20 protein-coding genes are annotated in these 23,986 nt (G+C 48.1%); 19 read left to right on the forward strand and 1 reads right to left on the reverse strand.

From position 1 onward, the window contains the following. Window positions 1–4 precede the first annotated feature (4 nt). The 4 genes from M3202_RS09050 (at window position 5) to pyrG (ending at window position 6,878) form a co-directional block, all read left to right on the forward strand. On the forward strand, window positions 5–622 hold the full coding sequence (locus M3202_RS09050) for a TetR/AcrR family transcriptional regulator (RefSeq protein WP_251223125.1): 618 nt from the start codon (window positions 5–7) through the stop codon (window positions 620–622). A gap of 443 nt (window positions 623–1,065) precedes the next feature. Next, complete coding sequence (icmF, locus tag M3202_RS09055) at window positions 1,066–4,335, forward strand: fused isobutyryl-CoA mutase/GTPase IcmF (RefSeq protein ID WP_251223026.1); 3,270 nt, start codon at window positions 1,066–1,068, stop codon at window positions 4,333–4,335. Between the two features lie 215 nt (window positions 4,336–4,550). Further along, window positions 4,551–5,066 (forward strand): DNA-directed RNA polymerase subunit delta, encoded by a 516-nt coding sequence (gene rpoE, locus M3202_RS09060; protein WP_251223027.1) that lies wholly within the window; start codon window positions 4,551–4,553, stop codon window positions 5,064–5,066. 207 nt (window positions 5,067–5,273) lie between these two features. Then, window positions 5,274–6,878, forward strand: coding sequence for a CTP synthase (gene pyrG, locus M3202_RS09065; protein ID WP_251223028.1), 1,605 nt, complete (start codon window positions 5,274–5,276; stop codon window positions 6,876–6,878). Between the two features lie 263 nt (window positions 6,879–7,141). Here the strand turns inward: pyrG and M3202_RS09070 are convergent, their stop codons facing one another. Continuing rightward, complete coding sequence (locus M3202_RS09070; RefSeq protein WP_251223029.1) at window positions 7,142–7,666, reverse strand: DUF2529 domain-containing protein; 525 nt, start codon at window positions 7,664–7,666, stop codon at window positions 7,142–7,144. Window positions 7,667–7,891: 225 nt separating this feature from the next. Here M3202_RS09070 and M3202_RS09075 point away from each other — a divergent pair, with 225 nt between their 5' ends. The 15 genes from M3202_RS09075 (at window position 7,892) to M3202_RS09145 (ending at window position 23,971) form a co-directional block, all read left to right on the forward strand. Next, complete coding sequence (locus M3202_RS09075; RefSeq protein WP_251223030.1) at window positions 7,892–8,251, forward strand: response regulator; 360 nt, start codon at window positions 7,892–7,894, stop codon at window positions 8,249–8,251. 230 nt (window positions 8,252–8,481) lie between these two features. Continuing rightward, window positions 8,482–9,345, forward strand: a complete 864-nt coding sequence (gene fba, locus M3202_RS09080; protein ID WP_251223031.1) for a class II fructose-1,6-bisphosphate aldolase — start codon at window positions 8,482–8,484, stop codon at window positions 9,343–9,345. 338 nt (window positions 9,346–9,683) lie between these two features. After that, window positions 9,684–10,325 carry a fructose-6-phosphate aldolase gene (fsa, locus tag M3202_RS09085; protein WP_251223032.1) on the forward strand — a complete coding sequence of 214 codons (642 nt, stop codon included), beginning with the start codon at window positions 9,684–9,686 and terminating at the stop codon, window positions 10,323–10,325. A gap of 287 nt (window positions 10,326–10,612) precedes the next feature. Then, complete coding sequence (gene murA / locus M3202_RS09090) at window positions 10,613–11,896, forward strand: UDP-N-acetylglucosamine 1-carboxyvinyltransferase (protein WP_251223033.1); 1,284 nt, start codon at window positions 10,613–10,615, stop codon at window positions 11,894–11,896. Window positions 11,897–11,926: 30 nt separating this feature from the next. After that, complete coding sequence (gene glpX, locus M3202_RS09095) at window positions 11,927–12,892, forward strand: class II fructose-bisphosphatase (RefSeq protein WP_251223034.1); 966 nt, start codon at window positions 11,927–11,929, stop codon at window positions 12,890–12,892. A 355-nt stretch (window positions 12,893–13,247) separates the two neighbouring features. Next, entirely contained in the window at window positions 13,248–14,522 is a 1,275-nt protein-coding gene (gene rho / locus M3202_RS09100) for a transcription termination factor Rho (RefSeq protein WP_251223035.1), read from the forward strand. A gap of 115 nt (window positions 14,523–14,637) precedes the next feature. Then, window positions 14,638–14,883: a type B 50S ribosomal protein L31 gene (locus M3202_RS09105; RefSeq protein ID WP_251223036.1), complete on the forward strand. Its 246-nt coding sequence runs from the start codon at window positions 14,638–14,640 to the stop codon at window positions 14,881–14,883. A gap of 499 nt (window positions 14,884–15,382) precedes the next feature. Beyond that, a complete protein-coding gene (locus M3202_RS09110) occupies window positions 15,383–16,174 on the forward strand; it encodes an ABC transporter ATP-binding protein (RefSeq protein WP_251223037.1) in 792 nt (263 codons plus the stop codon). Further along, window positions 16,174–16,989 (forward strand): ABC transporter permease, encoded by an 816-nt coding sequence (locus M3202_RS09115; RefSeq protein ID WP_251223038.1) that lies wholly within the window; start codon window positions 16,174–16,176, stop codon window positions 16,987–16,989. The genes M3202_RS09110 and M3202_RS09115 overlap by 1 nt, the downstream gene beginning before the upstream one ends. A gap of 46 nt (window positions 16,990–17,035) precedes the next feature. Continuing rightward, the gene (locus M3202_RS09120; protein ID WP_251223039.1) at window positions 17,036–18,046 is read left to right on the forward strand and encodes an ABC transporter substrate-binding protein; all 1,011 of its coding nucleotides are present in this window, start codon (window positions 17,036–17,038) and stop codon (window positions 18,044–18,046) included. A gap of 13 nt (window positions 18,047–18,059) precedes the next feature. Next, window positions 18,060–19,484 carry a UbiD family decarboxylase gene (locus tag M3202_RS09125; RefSeq protein WP_251223040.1) on the forward strand — a complete coding sequence of 475 codons (1,425 nt, stop codon included), beginning with the start codon at window positions 18,060–18,062 and terminating at the stop codon, window positions 19,482–19,484. A 188-nt stretch (window positions 19,485–19,672) separates the two neighbouring features. After that, window positions 19,673–20,398, forward strand: coding sequence for a 5-oxoprolinase subunit PxpB (gene pxpB / locus M3202_RS09130; protein WP_251223041.1), 726 nt, complete (start codon window positions 19,673–19,675; stop codon window positions 20,396–20,398). Beyond that, a complete protein-coding gene (locus M3202_RS09135; RefSeq protein ID WP_251223042.1) occupies window positions 20,395–21,402 on the forward strand; it encodes a 5-oxoprolinase subunit C family protein in 1,008 nt (335 codons plus the stop codon). The genes pxpB and M3202_RS09135 overlap by 4 nt, the downstream gene beginning before the upstream one ends. A gap of 95 nt (window positions 21,403–21,497) precedes the next feature. Then, window positions 21,498–22,265 carry a LamB/YcsF family protein gene (locus M3202_RS09140; protein WP_251223043.1) on the forward strand — a complete coding sequence of 256 codons (768 nt, stop codon included), beginning with the start codon at window positions 21,498–21,500 and terminating at the stop codon, window positions 22,263–22,265. 17 nt (window positions 22,266–22,282) lie between these two features. Next, window positions 22,283–23,971, forward strand: coding sequence for an FAD-binding protein (locus M3202_RS09145; protein ID WP_251223044.1), 1,689 nt, complete (start codon window positions 22,283–22,285; stop codon window positions 23,969–23,971). The last annotated feature ends 15 nt before the right edge of the window (window positions 23,972–23,986 follow it).

The following is a 23,986-nucleotide window of genomic DNA, read 5'->3' on the forward strand; positions in this document are numbered from 1 at the left end:
GCCAATCATGAAAAAGTCTGTTCCATCTATGGTCAAAGATCCACAGCTTGTTAAAAAGCGTCGCGAACAAATGGTGAAAGGAGCGGTTCGCTTATTCATCGAAAAAGGCTTTCACCGGACAACGACAAGAGAGATTGCCAAGGAATCCGGCTTCAGCATCGGCACGCTCTATGAATATATTGGATCAAAGGAAGATGTGCTTTATCTCGTCTGTGATGCGATTTATGAGGAGGTCAGCCGTAAGCTGACAAAGCAGCTTGACTCAAGTCTGACGGGGATCGAACGTCTGCAAAAAGCGATTGCTTCCTTTTTCCAGGTCGTCGATGAAATGCAGGACGAGGTGCTCGTCATGTATCAAGAGGCAAAATCTTTACCGAAGGAAGCATTGCCTTATGTGCTACAAAAGGAGCATGAAATGACGGCAATGATTGAAGCGATCATCCGCGACTGTGTAACGGAAGGCGTTCTCTCACTATCAGATGACCAGATCAAGCTGCGCGCCCACAATATTCTCGTTCAGGGGCATATGTGGACGTTCCGCCGCTGGTCGATCCAAAAGCTGTTTACGCTTGAACAATATACAGCCTTGCAAATGGAGCAGCTGCTCGCATCAAGCCGTTAAAAGCCTGCTATAGACTTTGCACACTACTTCGAAGGTTGAGACAAAACTAGCTTTAAGGGGGTAAAGAACAACCTTTTTTATACGAAAACTAGAGTCTGGCCGAAGTTCAAGGATGGCTCTGCTCCGCCTTTAGAGGCACAGCGTGTTGGAACAAGATTCCGTTAATCTTCTATTTTGACGCTCATCTGTGCAACAATAGGAACGAAATTCCGTTACTAGGCAAAAACAAGCGGTTCAACCATCTTGTAACCGACAATAGCGGAATGAGGTTCCTTGTACCCCAACGAGAAGGGCCCTGAAAGCGAGATAACGGAATGACGTTCCCCTCTGTCCCTCTCCAGCAAAGGCGGCCTTCCCCCTCGCCTTGCACTAGTTTTCATTCATCTGGTGTATTTCAACCATGGTTGTTTGTCGCAGCCCTTATCCAAAAAGGAGGATGAAAAATGAGTGAAATAACGAGTTATCGTCCGAAGCATCATGTGCGCTTTGTCACAGCTTCAAGCTTGTTTGATGGTCACGATGCCTCCATTAATATTATGAGAAGAATTTTGCAGGCGAGTGGGGCTGAGGTGATTCATCTCGGTCATAACCGCTCTGCCGACGAAATTGTAAGCGCTGCAATTCAGGAGGACGTTCAAGGTATTGCGATTTCCTCCTATCAAGGAGGGCATTTGGAATTCTTTAAATATTGCTACGACCTGCTGCAACAAAAAGGTGCCGGCCATATCCGGATATACGGCGGCGGAGGCGGGGTAATCACTCCTCCGGAAATAAAAGAGCTGCATGAGTACGGGATCGCGCGGATCTTTTCACCGGACGACGGGCGAAAAGAGGGATTACAGGGCATGATTGATCATATGCTCCGTGAATGTGACTTTTTAACGGTCAAGGAGCTGCATGATGAGCTGACGGCGTTACAGGCGAGAGATGACAAAGCGATCGCCCGCTGTATTACCTATGTCGAGCAAATGACGCTCGAAAACAGCGAGGCGGCGGCCACTGTCGAACAGGCGCTGAACGAGCAAATAAAGAACCGTCCTGAAACGTCGCCTGTTTTAGGTATTACCGGTACAGGAGGAGCGGGAAAGAGTTCTCTGACTGATGAACTGGTCCGCCGGTTTTTGTATGCTTACCCTGAAAAGACGGTGGCGATTTTGTCGATTGACCCGACGAAGCAGAAGACAGGCGGAGCATTGCTCGGTGATCGGATCCGGATGAACGCGATTCATCATGAACGCGTCTACATGCGAAGCCTGGCGACGCGGAGCTCGCGTTCTGAAATTTCGGCAAGCTTGCGGGAAGCGGTTGCCGTAACCGAGGCGGCCGGTTTTGATTTAATTATCATTGAAACGAGCGGGATCGGACAGGGGGATGCTGAAATTGTCGATATCGCCGATGTTTCGCTCTATGTGATGACGAGCGAATTTGGCGCGCCGTCCCAGCTTGAAAAAATTGATATGATTGATTTCGCCGATCTGATCGCAATAAATAAATTTGACCGTAAAGGATCGGAGGATGCCTTGCAGCAGGTGAGGAAGCAGTATCAGCGCAGCCGCAACCGGTTTGCCGAGCCGCTCTCCGCGATGCCTGTTTACGGGACGATCGCCAGCCAATTTAATGATCAGGGGACGACGAATTTGTTCGCCGCTTTAGTAAAGACGATTGTCGAGAAATGCGAAAAAGACTGGGAGGTACCTGAGGAAGCGGACGCGGAGGCCGTCACAAAGCAAAATGTGATCATCCCTCCGGAACAGGTTCATTATTTACATGAGATCGTCGCGACGATCCGCTCCTATAAGCAGCAGACGGAGGAACAGGTCGCAACGGCGCGCCGCCTCTTTCAAATTGAAGGCACAGTGAAGGCTCTCGCTGAACATGAGTTCTCTTCCGCCGATGCGCAGCAACCGCTTCAACAGCTCAAGCAGCTGTATGAGCAGAAGCTGACGCCGGAGACGAAGCGCATTTTGGAGCAATGGCCGGCGCTTCAAAACGCCTATAAGCAGGACGTCTATGTCACAAAAGTGCGCGGACGGGAAATCGTAACCGAGCTGACGACGGAAAGCCTGTCCGGCTTAAAGATTCGCAAGGTCGCTCTGCCGTCCTTTGCTGACTGGGGCGAAATTGTCCGCTGGGCACGCGAAGAAAATGTTCCAGGCTCATTCCCCTACACCGCCGGCGTTTTTCCGTTTAAACGACGGGAGGAAGATCCGAAACGGCAGTTTGCCGGAGAAGGAACACCAGAGCGGACGAACCGGCGTTTTCATTATCTCTCGCAGGAAGACGAGGCGAAGCGTTTAAGCACGGCGTTTGATTCGGTGACGCTGTACGGGGAGGACCCTGATTATCGGCCGGATATTTACGGGAAAATCGGCGAGAGCGGCGTCAGTGTTTGCACGCTTGATGACATGAAAAAGCTGTATGCCGGCTTTGATTTATGCGCGCCGTCGACATCGGTTTCGATGACGATCAACGGACCGGCGCCGATTATTCTGGCGATGTTCATGAATACGGCAATTGCTCAGCAGCTGGAGGCTTTTGCCGCTGAAAAGGGCCGGAAGCCGACCAATGAAGAAGCGGAAGAAATTAAAGCCCGGACGCTGGCGACGGTCAGGGGAACGGTGCAGGCTGATATTTTAAAAGAGGATCAGGGGCAGAATACATGTATTTTTTCAACGGAGTTTGCTCTCCGGATGATGGGCGATATTCAGCAATATTTTATTGATCACAATGTCCGTAACTATTATTCTGTTTCGATCTCAGGCTATCATATCGCCGAGGCAGGCGCCAATCCGATTTCGCAGCTCGCCTTTACCCTCGCAAACGGATTCACTTATGTGGAGTATTATTTAAGCCGCGGAATGGATATCGATCACTTTGCCCCGAATTTGTCGTTCTTTTTCAGCAATGGTCTTGATCCTGAGTATACGGTAATCGGCCGTGTCGCGCGCCGGATTTGGGCGACGGTCATGAGGGAGAAATATAAGGCGAACGAACGCAGTCAAAAGCTGAAGTACCACATTCAGACGTCAGGCCGTTCTCTGCATGCCCAGGAAATCGACTTTAACGACATTCGCACGACGCTGCAGGCATTGATGGCGATCTATGATAACTGTAACTCCCTGCACACGAATGCTTACGATGAGGCAATCACGACGCCAACTGAGCAGTCAGTCAGACGGGCGATGGCGATTCAGATGATTATCACAAAAGAACTTGGCCTCGCCAAAAATGAGAATTCGCTGCAAGGCTCCTATATTATCAAGGAGCTGACCGATCTAGTGGAAGAAGCGGTGCTTCAGGAATTAGAGCGCCTCAACGAGCGCGGCGGCGTGCTCGGGGCGATGGAAACACAGTATCAGCGCGGCAAAATCCAGGAAGAGTCGATGTATTATGAAATGAAAAAGCATACAGGCGAGCTGCCGATTATCGGCGTCAACACGTATCTGAATCCGAAGGAAGCGCCGGAAGATGATTTCAAAATGGAGCTCGCCCGGGCGACGCAGGCCGAAAAGGAGCAGCAGATCGCAAATCTTAAGGCATTTCACAAAAAGCATGCGCAACAAGCTCCGGCAGCGTTACAGGCTCTTCAGCACACGGCTGTTACGGGAGGGAATATTTTTGCGGAATTGATGAATACCGTGCAAGTCGCCAGCCTCGGCCAAATTACAGCCGCTCTTTATCAGGTCGGCGGGCAGTATCGAAGAAATATGTAACGAAGATGACATGGCCAAAACCCCTTTTCACGTCAATTCTTCTCGATGTTTGCGGGAGCGGAAATGTTGTATAATAGAGGCATCTAAAACGAGAATCGTTTTTTCTCTTACTTCAGCTAGCATAATGATAGGAAATATGTTTATAATGAAAAGTATGCTTACAATCCCATTATTGACAAATAGATAGAAGATTGGACTGAAAGGACGTGCAAGATATGAACTTTGATGCCATGACAAAAGAGGAAATTCAAGAAGTTCCAATGGTAGAAATTGCGTATGCGATTATGAAAGAAGAGCGCAATCCGTTTGATTACTATGACCTCATGAAAAAGGTTGCCGAGCTGAAAGGAATGACCGATGAAGAAGTAGAAGCGCGGATCGCCAACCTTTATACAGATATGAACATCGATGGCCGCTTTCACTCACTTGGAGATAACCGCTGGGGCCTGAAAAGCTGGTATCCGCTTGAACAGGCAGAGGAAGAAATTACAACGCCGGTTAAGCCGCGGAGAAAAGCAAAAGCAGTAGATGATGAAGATATTGATCTCGACGAAGATTTTGATGAATATGAAGATGAATACGAAGATTTAGAAGATGAGCTTGATGAAATTTCCAATGAAGAGGATGCCGACGAAGAAGAAGATTTTGATGACAAAGAAATCGAAGAGCTTGAAGATGATGTAGAGGAAAGCGATGACGAGGACTTTGAAGAGGAAGAAGAGATCGACTGACGGTAAACTGTCTCTTGACTTCTCCCGCTATTCTAGGTAGAATCATTTTTGGGCTTTAGAAAACGATACGTATATAGAAAGATACAAGGAACAAAAGTGCGCCCCCTTTTTCTGAGGGAGGGCTGTCACTTTTGTTTTTTTATTTGAATAGGGAAACCATAATGGTAACTAAACTTTTCATGTATAGAAGGCAAGGGAGACGATTAGATGACAACAAAGTATATTTTTGTAACTGGTGGCGTTGTATCATCACTTGGAAAGGGGATTACGGCAGCATCCCTTGGACGATTGCTGAAAAATCGCGGGTTGAAAGTCACGATCCAGAAATTTGATCCATATATTAATGTTGACCCGGGGACGATGAGTCCGTACCAGCACGGGGAAGTATTCGTAACCGATGACGGGGCCGAAACGGATCTTGATCTCGGGCACTATGAGCGCTTTATCGATATTAACCTGAATCAGAACAGCAATGTTACAACTGGAAAAATTTACTCAACCGTGTTGAAAAAGGAACGTCGTGGCGACTATTTAGGTGGTACGGTTCAGGTCATCCCCCATGTGACAAATGAAATCAAAGAACGTGTTTTCAGAGCAGGACGCGAGACAAACGCCGATGTCGTCATTACCGAAATTGGCGGCACCGTCGGCGACATTGAAAGCTTGCCGTTTCTTGAAGCGATTCGCCAAATTAAAAGTGATGTCGGGTTTGATAATGTGATGTACATTCATTGTACCCTTATTCCTTATTTGGCCGCGGCCGGAGAAATGAAGTCAAAGCCTACGCAGCATAGCGTGAAGGAGCTGCGCAGCCTCGGGATTCAGCCAAATGTCATTGTCGTCCGCACAGAAAGACCTGTCCCTCAGGATATGAAGGAAAAAATCGCTCTCTTCTGCGACATTCATAAGGATGCGGTTATTGAGGCGCGTGACGCGTCCACCTTATATCAGGTGCCGTTAGACCTGCAGGCGCAAAAGCTTGACTCGATTGTTTGTCAGCATTTAAAGCTTGATTGTCAGTCAGCCGAGATGGGCGAATGGATCGAGCTTGTCGAAAAGGTGCAGAACCTTTCCCGCAAAGTAAAAATTGCCCTGGTCGGAAAATATGTCGCTTTGCCGGACGCTTATCTTTCCGTGGCGGAAGCACTTCGCCATGCCGGATACGCATTTGATGCCGACATTGACATTGATTGGGTTCATGCCGAAGATGTAACTGATGAAAATGCAGCCGACTTGTTAAAAGAAGCAGACGGCATCCTAGTCCCGGGAGGCTTCGGTGACCGCGGGGTCGAAGGGAAAATTTCAGCGATCCGCTATGCGCGCGAGAATAAAATTCCATTCCTCGGAATTTGTCTCGGCATGCAGCTCGCAACGGTGGAGTTCGCCCGGAATGTACTGGGGCTGGAAGGGGCTCATTCTGCCGAGCTTGATCCAATGACACCGTATCCGATTATCGATTTGCTGCCTGAACAGAAGGAAATTGAGGATCTTGGCGGAACGCTGCGGTTAGGTCTTTTCCCGTGCAAGCTGGAGGAGGATTCACTTGCTCACCGGACGTACGAAGAACAAATCGTTTACGAGCGTCACCGTCACCGGTATGAGTTTAATAATGAATACCGTGAACAAATGGAGAAGGAAGGCTTTATTTTCTCCGGGACAAGCCCGGACGGACGCTTAATTGAAATTATTGAGCTTGCCGATCATCCTTATTTTATCGCCTCCCAGTTCCATCCGGAATTCCGCTCAAGACCGACGCGTCCTCAGCCGTTATTCAGAGAGTTCATCGGAGCGTCATTAAAACAATTCAGTTAATCAGCTATAGGAACAAGGAGATCTCAAAGAAGCTGCTGAAAAAGTACGATTTTCACTTTTTCAGCAGCTTTTTCTTCGAGTTACGAAAAAGGAAGTTCTCCTTTTTGAATGTTTAAAACGTTACTGATTCGAAGAAGAGCGACAGTTCCGTTCGTTACGCGCTCTTCTGAAAGAACACCACTTTCAAAAGAGCTCAACCCCTTGTAACGACTCCACATGTAGCTTCTAAGAAAAGCCGCAAAAAAGCCGCAACGCGGCTTTTCTTATTCATACTCTGCTAAAATGTCGCGCATGAGCAGGGATAAACAGAAATAGACGTAGAGGGCGGCAAGGGAAAGGGGGTAGCCGATGCGGTCGCCGGTTTCTGTTGGCACCAGTCCCTGGCGCAGCGGCAGGGGAAGGTGAACATCGACTTGCTCCGGCGCAGGAGCGTCGCTGTTTTCTGAGCCGCTGATTAGCACGCAAGGGACTTGATGCTCGTAAAGCTTTGAAATGAGAAGGAGCAGCTCGGGATCGTCTGCTGAACTGGCTGCAAGCAGCACCCGGTCAGCAGAAGTGAGAGAAGGGACGGCAGATAACGTCAGCGGTTTCGCCTGCTCGAATCTTTCCTTTCCATAAAGAGCTTCTGCTGTCACGGCTGTCATTTCATCTTTGCCGTATATGTAGAGATGACCGTCTCCGACAAGAGCCTGACTAAGCAGCCTCGCCGCATCCTCGAGCTTCTCATCCTCTTGTTCCGCTATTTTCTTTAACAGACCATTCAATTGTGTCGTAAATATTTTCAGCAATTTGTCTAACTCCTTTACCGTTATCCATATATTATAGCGCAGAACGGCATAGTCATAAAGGCGCAGCTGGATCTTCAGCGGAATGGAATTGAAGTTGCAAAATGCAAAATGAAGCAGGATTTTACAGGTTGGTGCAGAATAGGAATTGGGTGGAGGATAGCGTTATGATGAGAAATGGGCGACCGTTCTCAAGATATATCAGCAAAGAGAAAAGGGGTGGCTTTCATGAAGAAAATCCTCGTAGTTGATGATCAGTACGGAATACGAATCTTGCTTTGTGAAATTCTTCAAAAGGACGGATATCAGATGTTTGAGGCTGCCAATGGCGTCCAGGCATTAAAGATTGTGGAGGAAGAACAGCCTGATCTTGTGTTACTTGATATGAAGATTCCTGGAATGGATGGATTGGAAATTTTAAAGCGCATTAAGGAAAATCATGAGCATATTAACGTTATTATGATGACGGCGTATGGAGAATTGAATCTTATTTATGAAGCGATGAATTTAGGAGCAATTACTCATTTTGCTAAACCATTTGATATTGATGATATTCGCGAAGTCATTCGCAAAAGCTTAACTGTCTAACTGTCCGCCCTTGAAAAAACGCTTTCTTGTAAAAAAACGAATCAATCCTTGCACAAAGACGTGTAATTTCAGGTCATTATGCTATAATGGACACGTTCAATTAATGAAACATCGTATAGTGCTTTTTTGTTTAAAGTAAAACTTCCCGATACATAAACAGTTCTGAAGAGGGAATCTTGTTAAGGACAAAAGAGTTCTATCATTTGCTCAATCGTAAAGGAGGACATTCAATGCCTTTAGTATCCATGAAAGATATGCTCAACAAAGCGAAGGCGGAAGGTTATGCGGTAGGTCAGTTCAACATCAATAACCTTGAATTTACACAAGCCATTTTACAGGCAGCGGAGGAAGAAAAGTCTCCGGTTATTCTCGGGGTTTCAGAAGGGGCAGCCCGTTATATGGGCGGTTTCAAAACGGTGGTCAATATCGTGGAAGCGTTAATGGAGGAATACAAGACATCAGTACCTGTCGTGATTCACCTCGATCATGGTTCGAGCTTTGAAAAATGTGTGGAAGCGATTCATGCCGGATTTACATCTGTCATGATTGATGGCTCGCATTATCCGCTTGCGGAAAATATCGCGTTAACGAAGCGTGTCGTTGACGTTGCACATGCTCTTAATGTTTCTGTTGAAGCAGAGCTTGGACGGATTGGCGGCCAGGAGGATGACCTCGTTGTTGAGGATGCCGAAGCGGCGTATGCGATTCCGGAGGAGTGTAAAGAGCTGGTTGAAGCGACTGGTGTCGACTGTTTTGCTCCGGCATTAGGCTCGGTTCACGGCCCTTATAAAGGAGAGCCGAACCTCGGCTTTGACCATATGAAGAAAATTGACAGCTTAGTTGGCATTCCGCTTGTGCTTCACGGGGGAACGGGAATTCCGACAGCCGATATTAAAAAGGCGATTCAGTTCGGCCATGCCAAAATCAATGTGAATACGGAAAACCAGATCTCATCTGCGAAAGCGGTTCGTGAATACCTTGCGGCCAATCCGGAGCAGTATGATCCGCGTAAATATTTAGGGCCGGCCCGTGAGGCGATTAAAGAAACCGTCAAAGGGAAAATGCAGGAATTCGGCTCTTCGAATAAAGCATAATGAAAGAAATAGAGCGGGAGACGGTGAAGCCACTGAAAAACCTCTTTTTCCGTAACTCGAAGAAGAGTAATGGCTCCGCGCGTTGCGCGCCTTACTACGAGAAACCCACTCGTAGCAAGGCTTTCAAAATCAGGCAACGGCTACGCTCATTACGAAAAAGCTGTTGAAAAAGTGAAAATCGTACTTTTTCAGCAGCTTCGGAGACGGTAGCTCGCTTTTATCTGCGACTCCGCACTGCTTCGGGGATGTCTCAAAAGGGAAGGTAAACCCTTTTGAGACATCCCCTTATCATCATGAACGATGTAACCGATTTTACACTATGTGAAAGGGTGATGAACATGAAGTTTTTTATTGATACAGCTAATCTAGATGAAATCAAAGAGGCGCACGCCTTAGGTATTCTTGCCGGCGTCACAACGAACCCGTCTTTAGTAGCGAAAGAAGGCGTTGATTTTCATGAGCGGCTTCGTGAAATTACGGCGCTTGTTCCCGGCTCCGTCAGCGCCGAAGTGATAGCGCTCGATGCTGAAGGAATGATCAGTGAAGGGAAGGAATTAGCGGCGATTGCTCCGAATATTACCGTGAAAGTCCCGATGACAACGGAAGGGCTGAAAGCGGTCCATGCTTTTTCTGAATTATCAATTAAAACAAATGTCACCCTTGTTTTCTCGGCAACACAGGCGTTGCTCGCTGCGCGGGCGGGAGCGACCTATGTCTCTCCATTCCTTGGACGGCTTGATGATATTGGCCATAACGGGCTCGATTTGATTAGTGAAATTGTCGAGATCTTCGAAATCCACAACATTCCAACTGAAATTATCGCCGCATCGGTGCGCCACCCTGTGCATGTCAATGAAGCGGCACGCAGAGGAGCGCATATTGCGACCATTCCATTCAAGGTCATCCAGCAGCTCACGAAGCATCCATTAACCGATCAGGGCATCGAAAAGTTCCTGGCCGATTGGAAAGAACGCTCGTAATGGAAAGAGCGGACAAAAGCGTATAATAGGGAGATTCTGCCGGACTTGTGCCAGTTTGACACAAGTCCGGAGCCTCGCTGCTATTTTCGGATTGATTAAGGGTTCCAGCCATTTTGGCAGCTCCTGTTTCTTCATAATTATTCGTCGCTCTATCCATACTCCCAAACAATTCCCTTGCCAATCTGACACACAAAAGCTCGTTACTTTCTCCTTGTTATGGTTATAATGGAAATAGAGAAGCTACCTACGTGTCTTCGGGCTGAGTAATAGATGGAAGGGATGCGATTATGGATAAATTAATGATTAAAGGCGGCAAGCCTTTAGAAGGAACTGTACAAATAAGCGGAGCTAAGAATAGCGCGGTTGCTTTAATACCCGCAGCAATCTTGGCTGATTCTTATGTGACAATCGATAATCTGCCAGAAATATCTGATGTGCAGCTGTTAGCTGAACTCCTGAAAGAAATCGGGGGCGAGGTCCAGCTCAACGCTCAGGAAATTACGATAAATCCAGCTTCAATGATTTCAATGCCGCTGCCAAACGGCCGTGTTAAAAAACTGCGTGCCTCTTATTATTTAATGGGAGCGATGCTTGGGAAATTTAAAAAGGCTGTCATTGGACTTCCGGGTGGCTGCAATCTTGGTCCCCGGCCGATTGATCAGCATATTAAAGGGTTTGAGGCGCTGGGAGCAAAAGTAACGAATGAGCAGGGAGCGATTTATTTGCGGGCGGAGGAGCTTCGCGGCGCAAAGATCTATCTGGATGTTGTCAGCGTCGGAGCGACGATTAATATTATGCTGGCCGCCGTGCGGGCCAAGGGACAAACGATTATTGAAAATGCCGCGAAAGAGCCTGAAATTATTGATGTTGCTACTTTGTTGACGAGCATGGGAGCTAAGATCAAGGGAGCAGGTACAAACGTCATCCGGATTGATGGCGTCGATTCCTTAAGCGGCTGCAGGCATTCGATTATCCCTGACCGGATTGAGGCCGGAACGTATATGATTATCGCCGCTGCAGTTGGACAGAAGGTTGTCATTGATAATATCATTCCTTACCACGTAGAATCGTTGATTGCCAAGCTGAGGGAGATGGGGGTAACGATTGAAGTCGAGGATGATCGGCTGCTCATACATAACAGCACCAAGAAAAAGGGTGTTGATATTAAGACGCTTGTTTATCCTGGTTTTCCAACTGACCTCCAACAGCCTTTTACGAGTCTGCTGACTCAGGCGCAAGGAACGAGCATCGTCACCGATACGATCTATAACGCACGTTTCAAGCATATTGATGAACTGAGACGGATGGGAGCCAATGTGAAAGTGGAGGGCCGCTCCGCCATTATTAACGGAAGTACGACACTGCAGGGCGCCAGAGTGAGAGCAAGTGATCTTCGCGCAGGTGCCGCCTTAGTCGTCGCCGGCCTTCTGGCTGATGGAGTGACCGAAGTTTCTGGACTGGAGCATATCGATCGCGGCTATGCCAATTTAGTCGAAAAGCTTGTCGGTCTCGGTGCAGATATATGGAGAGAAAAAATGACGGAAGAGGAATTGGATCAGGTGAAAAGCTAAAGGATACAAGCGAGAAGAGGGGGAGAAAAGATGGAAAGAAGTTTATCGATGGAATTAGTCCGGGTTACGGAAGCAGCAGCGCTTGCTTCGGGACGATGGATGGGACGCGGCAATAAAGAGGAGGCCGATCGCGCGGCGACAGAAGCAATGCGGGACGTGTTTGACACGATTCCAATGAAGGGAACGGTCGTCATTGGAGAAGGGGAAATGGATGAAGCGCCGATGCTTTATATTGGCGAAAAGCTGGGGAACGGCTATGGCCCGCGGGTTGATGTCGCGGTCGATCCGCTGGAGGGAACGAATATCGTCGCTTCCGGGCAGTGGAACGCCCTCGCTGTATTGGCAGTAGCCGATCACTCGAACCTCCTTCATGCGCCGGATATGTATATGGATAAAATCGCGGTCGGTCCGGAGTCGGTCGGCAAAGTGGATATTAACGCGCCGATTATCGACAATCTTCAGGCGGTGGCCAAGGCGAAGAATAAGGATGTTGAAGACCTTGTCGTCGTTATTTTGAATCGCAAGCGGCATGAGAAAATGATTGAAGAAATTCGTTCTGCCGGCGCCCGGATTAAGCTTCTTCCAGATGGAGATGTAGCCGCCGCCATCAACACGGCTTTTGGCGATACAGGCGTCGATCTGTTGCTCGGCTCAGGCGGGGCGCCGGAAGGAGTACTGGCGGCCGTCGGTCTGAAATGTCTCGGAGGAGAGCTTCAAGGCAAGCTTTTGCCACAAAACGAGGCTGAACTTCAACGCTGCAAGAAGATGGGCATTGAAGATGTGACGAAAGTTCTTTATATGGATGATCTCGTCAAGGGAGATGACTGTATCTTCGCTGCTACCGGTGTAACGGATGGCGAACTTTTACGAGGCGTGCGCTACAATGGAACAACGGCGACGACACAATCGCTTGTCATGCGGGCAAAATCCGGAACCGTCCGGTTTGTGGACGGCAAGCATAGCATGAAAAAGAAACCGGATCTGGTCATTCGGTAATAAATCTTTCTTTTTAGCAGAGAGAAGCTTATAAAAACGCTGGCACTGTCGTGATGTATGGAAGGCGGTGCCTTATGTTTGGCGGAGCAAATGAAAGAGTCCTTGAATATTATGTTGAAATGTGGGTAAAATATAGCTAATATAGACATACTTTGCTTTTGCTAATCACATTCACCGAATCCATCTCCGAAACCCTCCATTCTTCCTTTATGCTTTTTCAAGGGATTACCGATTACCCTTAGGAATAAAAAGTATTGTCAAGAATTGAGTTGCGTTCTTCATTATTTTTCGTGATCACAGCAATCATTGCCGCTGGCGGCCAATGATTTATTAATTATAGAAGCGTGGTGTAACAATGGGAGTCCATATCTCAGATTTAGAAAATATGAAGCTAAAAGAGCTTTATGAACTTGCTAGGGAATATAAAGTATCCTACTACAGCAAGTTAACAAAAAAAGAACTAATATTTGCTATATTAAAAGGTCAGGCCGAGCAGGATGGACTAATGTTTATGGAAGGTGTGCTTGAGATCATCCAGACGGAAGGCTTTGGCTTTTTGCGGCCGATTAATTACATGCCGAGCTCTGAGGATATTTACATTTCCGCCTCGCAAATTCGCCGCTTTGATCTTCGAAACGGTGATAAAGTCTCAGGAAAGGTGCGTCCTCCAAAGGAGAATGAACGCTATCACGGGCTGCTTCATGTCGAAGCGGTAAATGGTGAAGCGCCGGAGACTTCCAAGGAACGTCCCCACTTTCCGGCTTTAACTCCACTCTATCCTGAACAAAAAATTGAACTTGAAACAGCGCCTGGCCGTGTTTCTTCGCGAATCATTGATATGATTTCGCCGGTCGGATTCGGACAGCGTGGCTTAATTGTTGCACCTCCTAAGGCAGGGAAGACTTCCTTGCTGAAGGAAGTGGCGAACAGCATTGCCGAAAATCATCCCGAGGTTGAATTAATTGTCCTACTCATTGACGAGCGGCCTGAGGAAGTAACCGATATTGAGCGTTCTGTCAAAGCGGAAGTCGTCAGCTCTACCTTTGATGAGGTGCCGGAAAACCATATTAAAGTGGCCGAATTGGTACTTGAGCGGGCGATGCGTCTCGTCGAGCACCGGAAAGAAGTTGTTATTCTGATGGACAGCATTACGCGGTTGGCCCGGGCGTATAACCTGGTCATCCCGCCGAGTGGACGAACTCTCTCCGGAGGGATTGATCCAGCCGCGTTCCACCGGCCGAAGCGGTTCTTCGGTGCGGCAAGAAATATTGAAGAGGGCGGCAGCCTGACGATTCTGGCGACGGCTCTCGTCGAGACCGGCTCAAGAATGGACGATGTCATTTACGAGGAATTTAAAGGGACGGGTAATATGGAGCTTCATCTTGACCGGAAGCTGGCAGAACGCCGCATTTTCCCGGCGATCGACATTCGCCGTTCCGGAACAAGAAAAGAAGAGCTGCTATTGCCGAAGAACCAGCTTGAAAAGCTTTGGGCGATTCGGAAGACGATGAACGATTCTCCGGAATTTGTCGATCATTTCATCAGACGGGTAAAGGATACGAAAACGAACCTCGACTTTTTTGAAGTGATGGAAGATGAAATGAACAGGCAGAGCCGCAGAAGAAGCTGATCAAGAAACTTCATTTTCATAGTTGCAATTCTAAGCCTGGCTTGATATAATTTCGACATGTGTGATCAGATAAACTCTGTTTCGAAAAGATTCAGGGCAAAAGGAGATGAAGGAAATGAAACAAGGTATTCACCCAAATTACCAAAAAGTGGTATTCATGGATACAAGCACTGGTTTTAAGTTTCTAAGCGGATCTACAAAAGGATCAGCCGAAACGATTGAGTGGGAAGACGGCAACACGTATCCCCTTTTAAAAGTTGAAATTAGTGCGGATTCACACCCATTCTACACTGGTAAGCAGAAGCTTAACGATGTAGGCGGACGTGTTGATCGCTTTAAGAAGAAATATAATATGAAATAAGAGCATACGCTGCACAATGCTCAGCTTTCTCAAGGGAGCTGGACCCGCCGACCGAGAGGAAGAGTGGCAATGGCTTTTAGAAGCTGAGCATGCTTAGTGAGGGTGTCCCGAGTTATTGGGGCACCCTCCTTTTTTCAACATCTGGGAGATCACTAAGGTGCACACTCTTTGTTCGGATTTTCATACAGGGAAAATCCTTTTGACCCGCCCTCAAGCAGATTTCTTATTATGTCCCGAAAAAATACATGAGAGAAGATGTGTCATGCTTTACAAAGTAGTGTGCTTTTCTGTTAAAATAAAACTGAATTTTCACAAACACACGGGTTAGAACAAACTGGAAAAAAGGCTTTGAATTAACTGTTTTAAAAGATTTACCTATTCTCATAATAGGGATAAATGATTTGACGGAAAAATTGATAGGTGATAAAATCAGTATACCCTATTGGTATAGTCAGTTTTAGGGAATAAAGAATTGTGAGAGATAGAGAGAGGGTACAAAATGGCGACAAAACCGAAATTAGAAATTAAAAACCTCGCGGTGCGTTACAATACAAAAGAATCAAGTACACTCGCCTTAACCGGAGTCGACTTAACCGTGGAAGATGGAGAATTTGTCGCGGTTGTCGGACCGAGCGGATGCGGAAAATCTACTTTATTAAAAGTAGTTTCCAATCTGATTAAGCCGGCTGAAGGCTCTGTTCTTATTGATGGCGAGCCGGTTAAAAAGATCCCGGATGGCGTAGGGATGGTTTTCCAAAATGATGCGCTGCTCCCATGGAAATCCGTGCTCGATAATGTGCGCCTGCCGCTCGCTGTAAAAAACCAGTCGAAAGAGATCCAGGAGGAAACGGCACGCAAATATATTGAGATGGTCGGACTCGCCGGTTTTGAAGACTTTTATCCGAAGCAGCTTTCCGGCGGTATGAAAAAACGTGTGGCGCTTGCCCGTGCTTTTACATATGATCCGTCTCTTTATTTGATGGATGAACCGTTCGGCCCATTGGATGCCCAGACAAGGGTGATTATTGGCGAGGAATTTTTGAAAATGTGGGAGAAGGTCGGAAAAAGCGTGCTGTTTATCACGCATGATATCGAGGAAGCAATTGCGCTGGCGGATAAAGTTGTCGTAATGTCGAATCGTCCTGGCCGGATTAAAGCTGAGTTTAAGGTCGATATCGAGCGCCCGCGCCCTTTTTATGAAACGCGGTTTAATCCGACATTTCAAAGATTGCAGAAAGAAATTTGGCAAGCTTTGGCCGAAGCAAATAAAGAAGTAGGGAGTCAGCTGTAATGAGTAACGAAGAGACAAACAAACAAACAAAGACATCCCCTGGTCAAACGATTGCGAAAAAGAACAATAATGAAGCATTAATTGTCTGGACAGGACGGATATTAGTCGGGGTTATTATCTTATTTTTTTGGGAATGGACGTCAGGACGCTTTTTTAATGAATTCTGGATTAGTAAGCCTTCCTTGATCGTTGAACGGATTGTCGATTTAACGGTGGGCGGGGATTTATGGTATCACGTCGGCTTTACGCTGCAGCAGGCGATTATCGGGCTTGTCATCGGGATGGTTCTCGGGACGTTGCTTGGTGTGGCGCTTGCTTCGACTCATTGGCTTGATAAGTGGATTTATCCATATATGATGGCGCTGTACAGCTTGCCGCGTGTTGCTCTCGCGCCGCTTTTTGTTGTCTGGTTCGGGATTGGCATGAGCTCAAAGATTATTATGGTTATCGCGATGGTTATTTTTGTCGCGTTCTACAATGCCTATGAAGGAATTAAAAATATCGATCGTGACCTGCTTGACATGATGAAAACTTACAAAGCAGGCCGGTTGAAGACGTTCACCTGGGTTGTGCTGCCATCGATTACGGTATGGATTTTAACAAGTTTACGGCTGAACATCGGGATGGCTCTGATTGGGGCCGTGATTGCTGAATTGATCGGTTCAAACCGCGGGTTGGGCTATTATATTACCTATTCTTCCGGGCTTCTCGATATTACGGGAGTCTTTACCGGATTGGTCTTAATTATGATTATTGCTGTTATTTTGGAGCAGATCATCGTTCAATTTGAGAAAAAACTTCTTAGATATCGTTAAACAAAAGGAAAAAAAGATGATCTTATACGAATGTGGAGGGAACAAGATGAAAGTAAAAGTGTGGATGTTATCTTTATTAGCAGTAATGGTAATCGCATTAACCGCATGCGGTGGCAATGAGCCGGATCAAGGCGCCGGAGAGCAGCCTGAAGGCACGGATCAAGGAAGTGAGACAGAAGAGAATATGACCATTCGTCTCGGGCTCGTCTGCGGAGGTATGACTCCACTTCTTGCGCAAATCGGAATCAATGATGGTTCATTCGAGGAAGCTGGGTTAACCGTGGAAGAACATTGCTTTACGTCTGGGTCGGATGCCGTTCAGGCATTGGTCGGCGGCAGTATCGATGTCAATCTCGGTTCCTATGAGCACGTGCTTCGTTTTGCCAATAATGCCTTGTCTGTCAAAGCGTATGGACAGCTTTATGATGGTGTTGGCTACTCACTAATTGTCCGAGAGGATGCTCCTTATCAAGGATTGGAAGAGCTCGCAGGGGAAACATTGGCTGTTACACGTGCAGGAAGCTTGTCTGATACCGGACTTCGTTATGGGCTTGAAGCAAGTGGATTGGATCCTGACCGCGATGTGGAAATCATCGGCAGCGGCAGCGGGGCAAGCATGTTTGCTTCGATCGAAAACTCACAGGTAGCAGGAGGAATGGTGTCAGAGCCAACGATCTCGCAAATGGTCTCTTCCGGCGACTTTAGAGTTCTTTATGAGCCGGAGATTGAATATGCCGGTATCGTCGTCATGGCGACAACTGAATGGGTGGACGAAAACAGTGAGGCGATGACTGTATTTTTGAGAGTGATGAATGAAATCAATGACCGTGTGACGGATGATCCGGCTTCGGCTGTTGAACCAATGCAGCAAAACTTCGAAAACATTGAACCTGATGTGCTTGAAATGGCGATTGCCAATCAGCTGGCACGTGTTCCTGAAGGGTTAAGAGTTACTGAGGAAGGCGCAGCCAATGTGGCGGAAACAGCGGTTGAATTAGAAATTATTGAGGAGCCTGTTTCGTTTGATGAGGCTGTTGACTTATCATACCTACCTTAGGAGGGGTTGAACGATGGGGAAGGATTTGCGAACGTATTTAAAGCAGCTCGATGAGCTGAACCCGAACAGCATCCGCGTTGTCGGGGAAGAGGTCGATCCAAGATTCGGAATTACGGGCTATGCGGCTCGCCTTGCAGAACAAGGCGAGTACCCCGGCCTCATTTTTAAAAATGTTAAGGGTGCTAAGTTGTCATGTATCTCCAATTTGCTGACGACGTATGAACGAATTGCGTTATTTTTAAATTGTGAGGTGCCGGACATCCCGCGCGTATTTGGCGAGAAGATCCGCAACCAAATTCCGCCGACCGTCGTCCCTGCCGAGCAGGCGCCAGTTAAAGAGAACATATTAATGGGCGATGAAGCCGATTTATCGAAGCTTCCGATCCCTGTCCATAATGAAATGGATGGAGGCCCTTATTTATCAGCCGGGGTGATGGTGATCCGCGACCCTGAAAGTAAGGAAATCAACGCCGGAATTTACCGTCACCAAATTTATGATAAGCGTGAATTAGGGGTATGGTTTCTCGGTGCCCATCATGGCGGCTTGATACATAAGAAATACGAAAAAGAAGGAAAACCCGCCCCGGTGGCGATCGTCCTTGGCCATCATCCAGGCTTTTTAATGGGGGCGGTCTCCCGTATTCAGGGAATTGGCGGCGAGTATGAAGTTGCCGGGTCGCTGATCGGGGAATCGTTGAATGTCGTCAAGGCGGAAACATCTGATTTAATGGTGCCGGCCGATGCAGAAATTATCATTGAAGGTGAAATCCTCCCTGAAAAAGAAGCGCCGGAAGGTCCTTTCGGTGAATGGCCTGGTCACTACCTTGGCGGCGGCTCCGTCCCTGTCATCCGGGTGACTTGCATTACGCACCGAAATCAGGCGATTTTCCAGGATATTGTCGCTTCCAGCAGAGAACACTTAATGGTGGGCGGGATTCCGCGCTCAGGAAGTATTTATCATTCTGTGAAATCCGTCGTCCCGAGCCTTAATACGGTCAATGTGCCGCATTATGCGCGGATGCACTGCTATATTTCCTTGCACAAGGAACGGGATGCCGACGTCAAAAAAGCAGCTTTTACAGCATTGAATACAGAGCAGGAAAATTTGCGTCATATCGTTGTCGTCGATGATGATATCAATGTTTTTAATGAGGAAGAAGTGGCTTGGGCGGTCGGGACTCGCTTTGACGCTGAACGTGATCAGCTCATTATCCCGAAATGGAACGGACCTGGCGGGCTGCTGCCGACAAACTGGGATTATCATGAGGATGGCTCCCATACAGCGCGAATGTCGAGTGCTGTCATTGTCGATGCGACCAAACCGGCTCCGCCAATTCCTTATCCGAAGCGGGCCGTTGTGCCAAAGGAACATGTTGATAAGGCGAAACCCGAGCAATTAAGAGCATTGAGCGACGAAGAAAAAGGGCAGTGGTTTTAAGCTTGTTTCATTCAAACTTCACGACTGCTTTCGGCTGTCTTACAAGTCGATGGTGAAAGGCTGCGGCGGTTTGCCTGCAAAGCATTGCCCAGCCTTCGCTGCTTCGGGGTTGCATCAAAAGGAAAAAGTCCTTTTCATGCAACCCCTATTTTACATCGAATTACGAGTAAGAAGGAGGGGGGAAGTGAATGAAGGCAATCAATATTTTTCCGTTTGGTGATTCGGCTCTTGTTGTGCAACTGGGGGAGGGCGTCGACCCGGCGACCCATGAAAAGGTTCAGCTGCTTTGCGCCTATCTTGACGACCATCCACTAGAAGGGATGACTGAATATTTGCCCGCTTTTACGAATGTGACAATCTATTATGATTGCTATCACGTCTTACAGGACGCAGGTCTAGACTCCGAACAGCTCCCTTATGAGCTTTTCCGGGAAAGAGTCCAACGGCTGCTGGAGCAAATTGAACCGGGTGAACAAGTTGAGGCGCGAACAGTAGAGATACCAGTCTATTATGGAGGAGAGCTCGGTCGGGATTTAGAAACCGTTGCCCGGCATAACTCTTTAACTCCGGAGGACGTCATCCGGATTCATACAGAAGGTGACTATCTTACCTATATGATCGGGTTTGCGCCGGGCTTTCCTTACCTGGGAGGGCTTTCCGAGCGGATCGCGACACCGCGGCGGGAAACGCCCCGGTTGGCGATACCGGCCGGCACAGTCGGCATTGCGGGAACCCAGACCGGCGTTTACCCGATTGAAACTCCGGGAGGCTGGCAGCTTATCGGCCATACGCCGTTAAAGCTGTTTCAGCCGGATCAATGGCCGCCTACCCTTATACAAGCTGGTGATCGAGTAAAGTTCAAAGCGATCAGCAAGGATGAATACGATCAGCTCGTGAAGGAGGGGGCACAATGAGTATTGTTGTGAAAAAGCCTGGATTATTAACGACGGTCCAAGATAAAGGCAGAACCGGGTTTCAGAAGTTTGGCATTATCGCCAGCGGGGCGATGGATCGCTACGCCTTGCGGGCGGCAAATGTGCTTGTGGAAAATGAGGAGCATGAGGCGGCGCTTGAAATCACATTGGTCGGCCCGACCTTAACCTTTGAAGAAGATGCCCTGATTGCGATTTGTGGTGCTGACTTGTCACCGACAATTGACAAACAGCCGCTGCCGATGTGGAGAGCCGTCTTTGTCAGAGGGGGGACAACCTTGTCCTTTGGCCCGGCAAAGCATGGGACGCGCGCGTACTTGGCCGTTGCCGGTGGATATGATATTCCTGAGGTGATGAACAGCCGTTCGACCTATTTACGAGCTGGAATTGGCGGCTACGAAGGCCGGGCGCTGAAAGCGAATGATCAGCTTTACATAAGAAAAGCGGAGCAGCAAGAGAAGCAGGAGGCATTAAGGCAAAGGGCGGGAGAGAGACCGTTTTATGAGGCGACATTGCCGCTTTTCCGCTATATTAGGCCTTTCTACGAAATGAATCCCCTTATTCGCGTCGTAAAAGGGATGCAGGCCGACAGCTTTGAGCAGGAGAGTATAGACGCCTTTTATCGCGAGCCGTTTAAAGTACTGCCACAATCGGATCGGATGGGATTTCGTCTTGCGGGCCCGCCATTGCGTCTGAAGCATAAGGAGCAGCTGCTGTCCGAGGCGGTGACCTTCGGCAGTATTCAGGTTCCGTCTGGTGGCAATCCGATTGTGCTGATGGCCGATCGCCAAACAACCGGCGGCTATCATAAAATTGCCCAGGTGATTACCGTTGATTTACCGGTGATGGCTCAATTAAACCTTGGCGCAGAGGTCCGTTTTAAAGAAGTGTCACTGGAGGAAGCTCAGCTTCTTCTGCTAGAACAGGAATTAAATTTTGAACAATTAAAGCAAGGTGTGCGATTATATAATAAAGGGATGATCTGAGCGGATGGGGAAACAGGGGAAGACTAGTTAGTGAAGAAGTGATTCCCTCGTCTGCAGAAGGTCCCTCACATTCTAAATTCAAGGAGGATGTCAAAATGAGTGTAGTCGATTTAAACTGTGATATGGGTGAGAGTTTTGGCGCTTATAAGATGGGAACGGATGAACAGATTTTAAAATATGTCACTTCCGCTAATATTGCATGCGGCTTTCATGCCGGGGACGCGACGACGATGCGGAAAACGGTTAAGCTGGCGCTTGAGAACGATGTTGCGATCGGAGCGCATCCAGGGTTGCAGGATTTGATTGGCTTTGGCCGGCGAGACATGGATATTTCCCCGCAGGAAGCGTATGATATCGTTGTCTATCAGATTGGCGCGATGTACGGCTTTGTTAAATCAGAGGGTGCCAAGATGCAGCATGTCAAGGCGCACGGTTCTTTATACAATATGGCATCCGTTAATAAGGATTTAGCAGAGGCGATTGCCGAGGCGGTGTACAAGGTCGATCCAGAGCTCATTTTATTTGGCCTGGCGAATGGTGAATTATTAAAAGCGGGAGAACGGATCGGCTTAAGAACGGGAAGCGAAGTTTTTGCCGACCGCACTTATCAGGAAGACGGGACGCTGACATCGCGGCGCCTGCCGAATGCGATGATTGAAAGTGAAGCAGAATCAGTACAGCAGGTCATTCGCATGGTCAAGGAAAAGAAAGTGCTTTGCCAGCAAAACAAAGATATTTCGATTCTCGCTGAAACGATCTGCATCCACGGCGATGGTCCGAATGCGTTGGCGTATGCGAAGAAAATTAAGCAAGAGCTTGAACAGGCCGACATTACCGTACAAGCAATTGGCAAAGAAAAGTAAACGGAGGAGCGAATGTGATGACAGCAAACAACTATGAAACGGATGTATTAGTCGTCGGATCAGGGGCGGCCGGGATGATGGCCGCCCGGGCTGCGGCGGATGAAGGAGCGAATGTCATCATTGCTGACAAAAGCTTGATTGGACGGGGCGGAGCAACAATTATTGCCCAAATGACGGTCGCTGTCGCTTTAGGTGAAGCCGAAGAGGACAGCACCGAGCTTCATTTTGAAGATACGATGGTCGGAAGCCGTGGCTTAGGCGACGCTGAAATTATTAGGGCGATTGTTGAAAGAGGACCTGAAGTGATCAATGAGGTTGAAGGTTACGGGGTGAAATGGGCGCGAACGGAGGATGGTAAACGGTCTCAGGTTGTATCTCCCGGTCATTCGAAGCGCCGCTGTGTCTATGTCGATATTTTAAATACGGGCGGTGCAACGGCAAACGGCTTAAAGCGCGCGATTTGGAAAGATGAAAAGATTACCCGGCTGAAAAATGTCATGATTACCCGCCTGGTGAAACACGAAGGGCGCGTCGTCGGGGCCGTTGGCTTTTCAATGGAGGATATGGTGCCAATCAGCATTTCTGCTTCACAGGTCATTTTGGCGACAGGTGGACTGACAGAAGTGTACGAGCGCAACAGTGCGTCATCGAATATGACCGGGGACGGCTTTATTTTAGCGGCAGAAGCCGGCGGTGAATTGCGCGACATGGAAATGGTGCAGTTTTTCCCGATCGCTCATCTGTTTCCTCCATTAGTCGGAATTGACCCGATTATGTGGGACCCATTCCGCTATAAGCTTGGTGGAAGGCTGTTAAATGGCGAGCATGAGGAATTTATGCAGCGCTACAATGGAGAAGTAGCCGGGAAGTACACGGCGACGAGAGATTTAACAAGCTATGCGATTTTTAAAGAGGTTGAGGCCGGACGAGGCTCAGAGCATGGCGGCGCTTACCTTGATTTCCGAATGGTTCCGGAGGACAAGCTGAAAGAAGGCTTCGGGCCGGTGATCGATATTTTGAAGTCGCAGGGCGTTGATTTGACGAAGCAAATGGTTGAAGTTGCGCCAATGGCCCATTTTATGCTCGGGGGCGTTAAAGTGGATAAGGCGATGAAAACAACTGTGCCGAATTTGCTTGCCTGTGGCGAACTGATTTATGGCATGCACGGGGCGAACCGGCTGTCCGGCAACGCGATTACAGAAGCGCTTGTGACGGGAAGAATTGCCGGGGAAACAGCGGCAAAGGACTTGCAGCAGCGTGAGGATGAGATTGTAAAGAAAGAATTGGAACAGGAATGGGCGCAGCTTCAGGCGTTCTGGTATCCGGAGAAAGTGGAAAAGGACGAGGACTCGATTCTTGGGCTGAGACGAAAAATCCAGAAAATTCTTTGGAAAGGTTCCGGTCCGTTAAGAACGGAAGGGGAGCTTCAGCAGGCACTTGGCGAAATTGAGCAGGTGGAAGCCGAAGTAAAAGAAGTGGCGCTTGCACCGCAAGACAGCTATGCACTTTCGCTGGTGGAAAAGATCGAAGCGGTCAATATGGCCCGTTTAGGGAAGGCGATCATTCAAGGAGCGATCGAACGTAAGGAAACACGGGGCGCTCACGTCAGACTTGACTATCCGGAGCAGCTTGAGAAAGCGTACAGCTCGTTATTTACGCTTAATGAGGCAGGAGAATGGACGTTCAATAAAGTGGAGATGGAATAAAAGGAGGAAGGTACA

This window comes from Halalkalibacter oceani (assembly GCF_023715605.1).
Taxonomy (GTDB): Bacteria; Bacillota; Bacilli; order Bacillales; family Bacillaceae_D; genus Halalkalibacter; species Halalkalibacter oceani.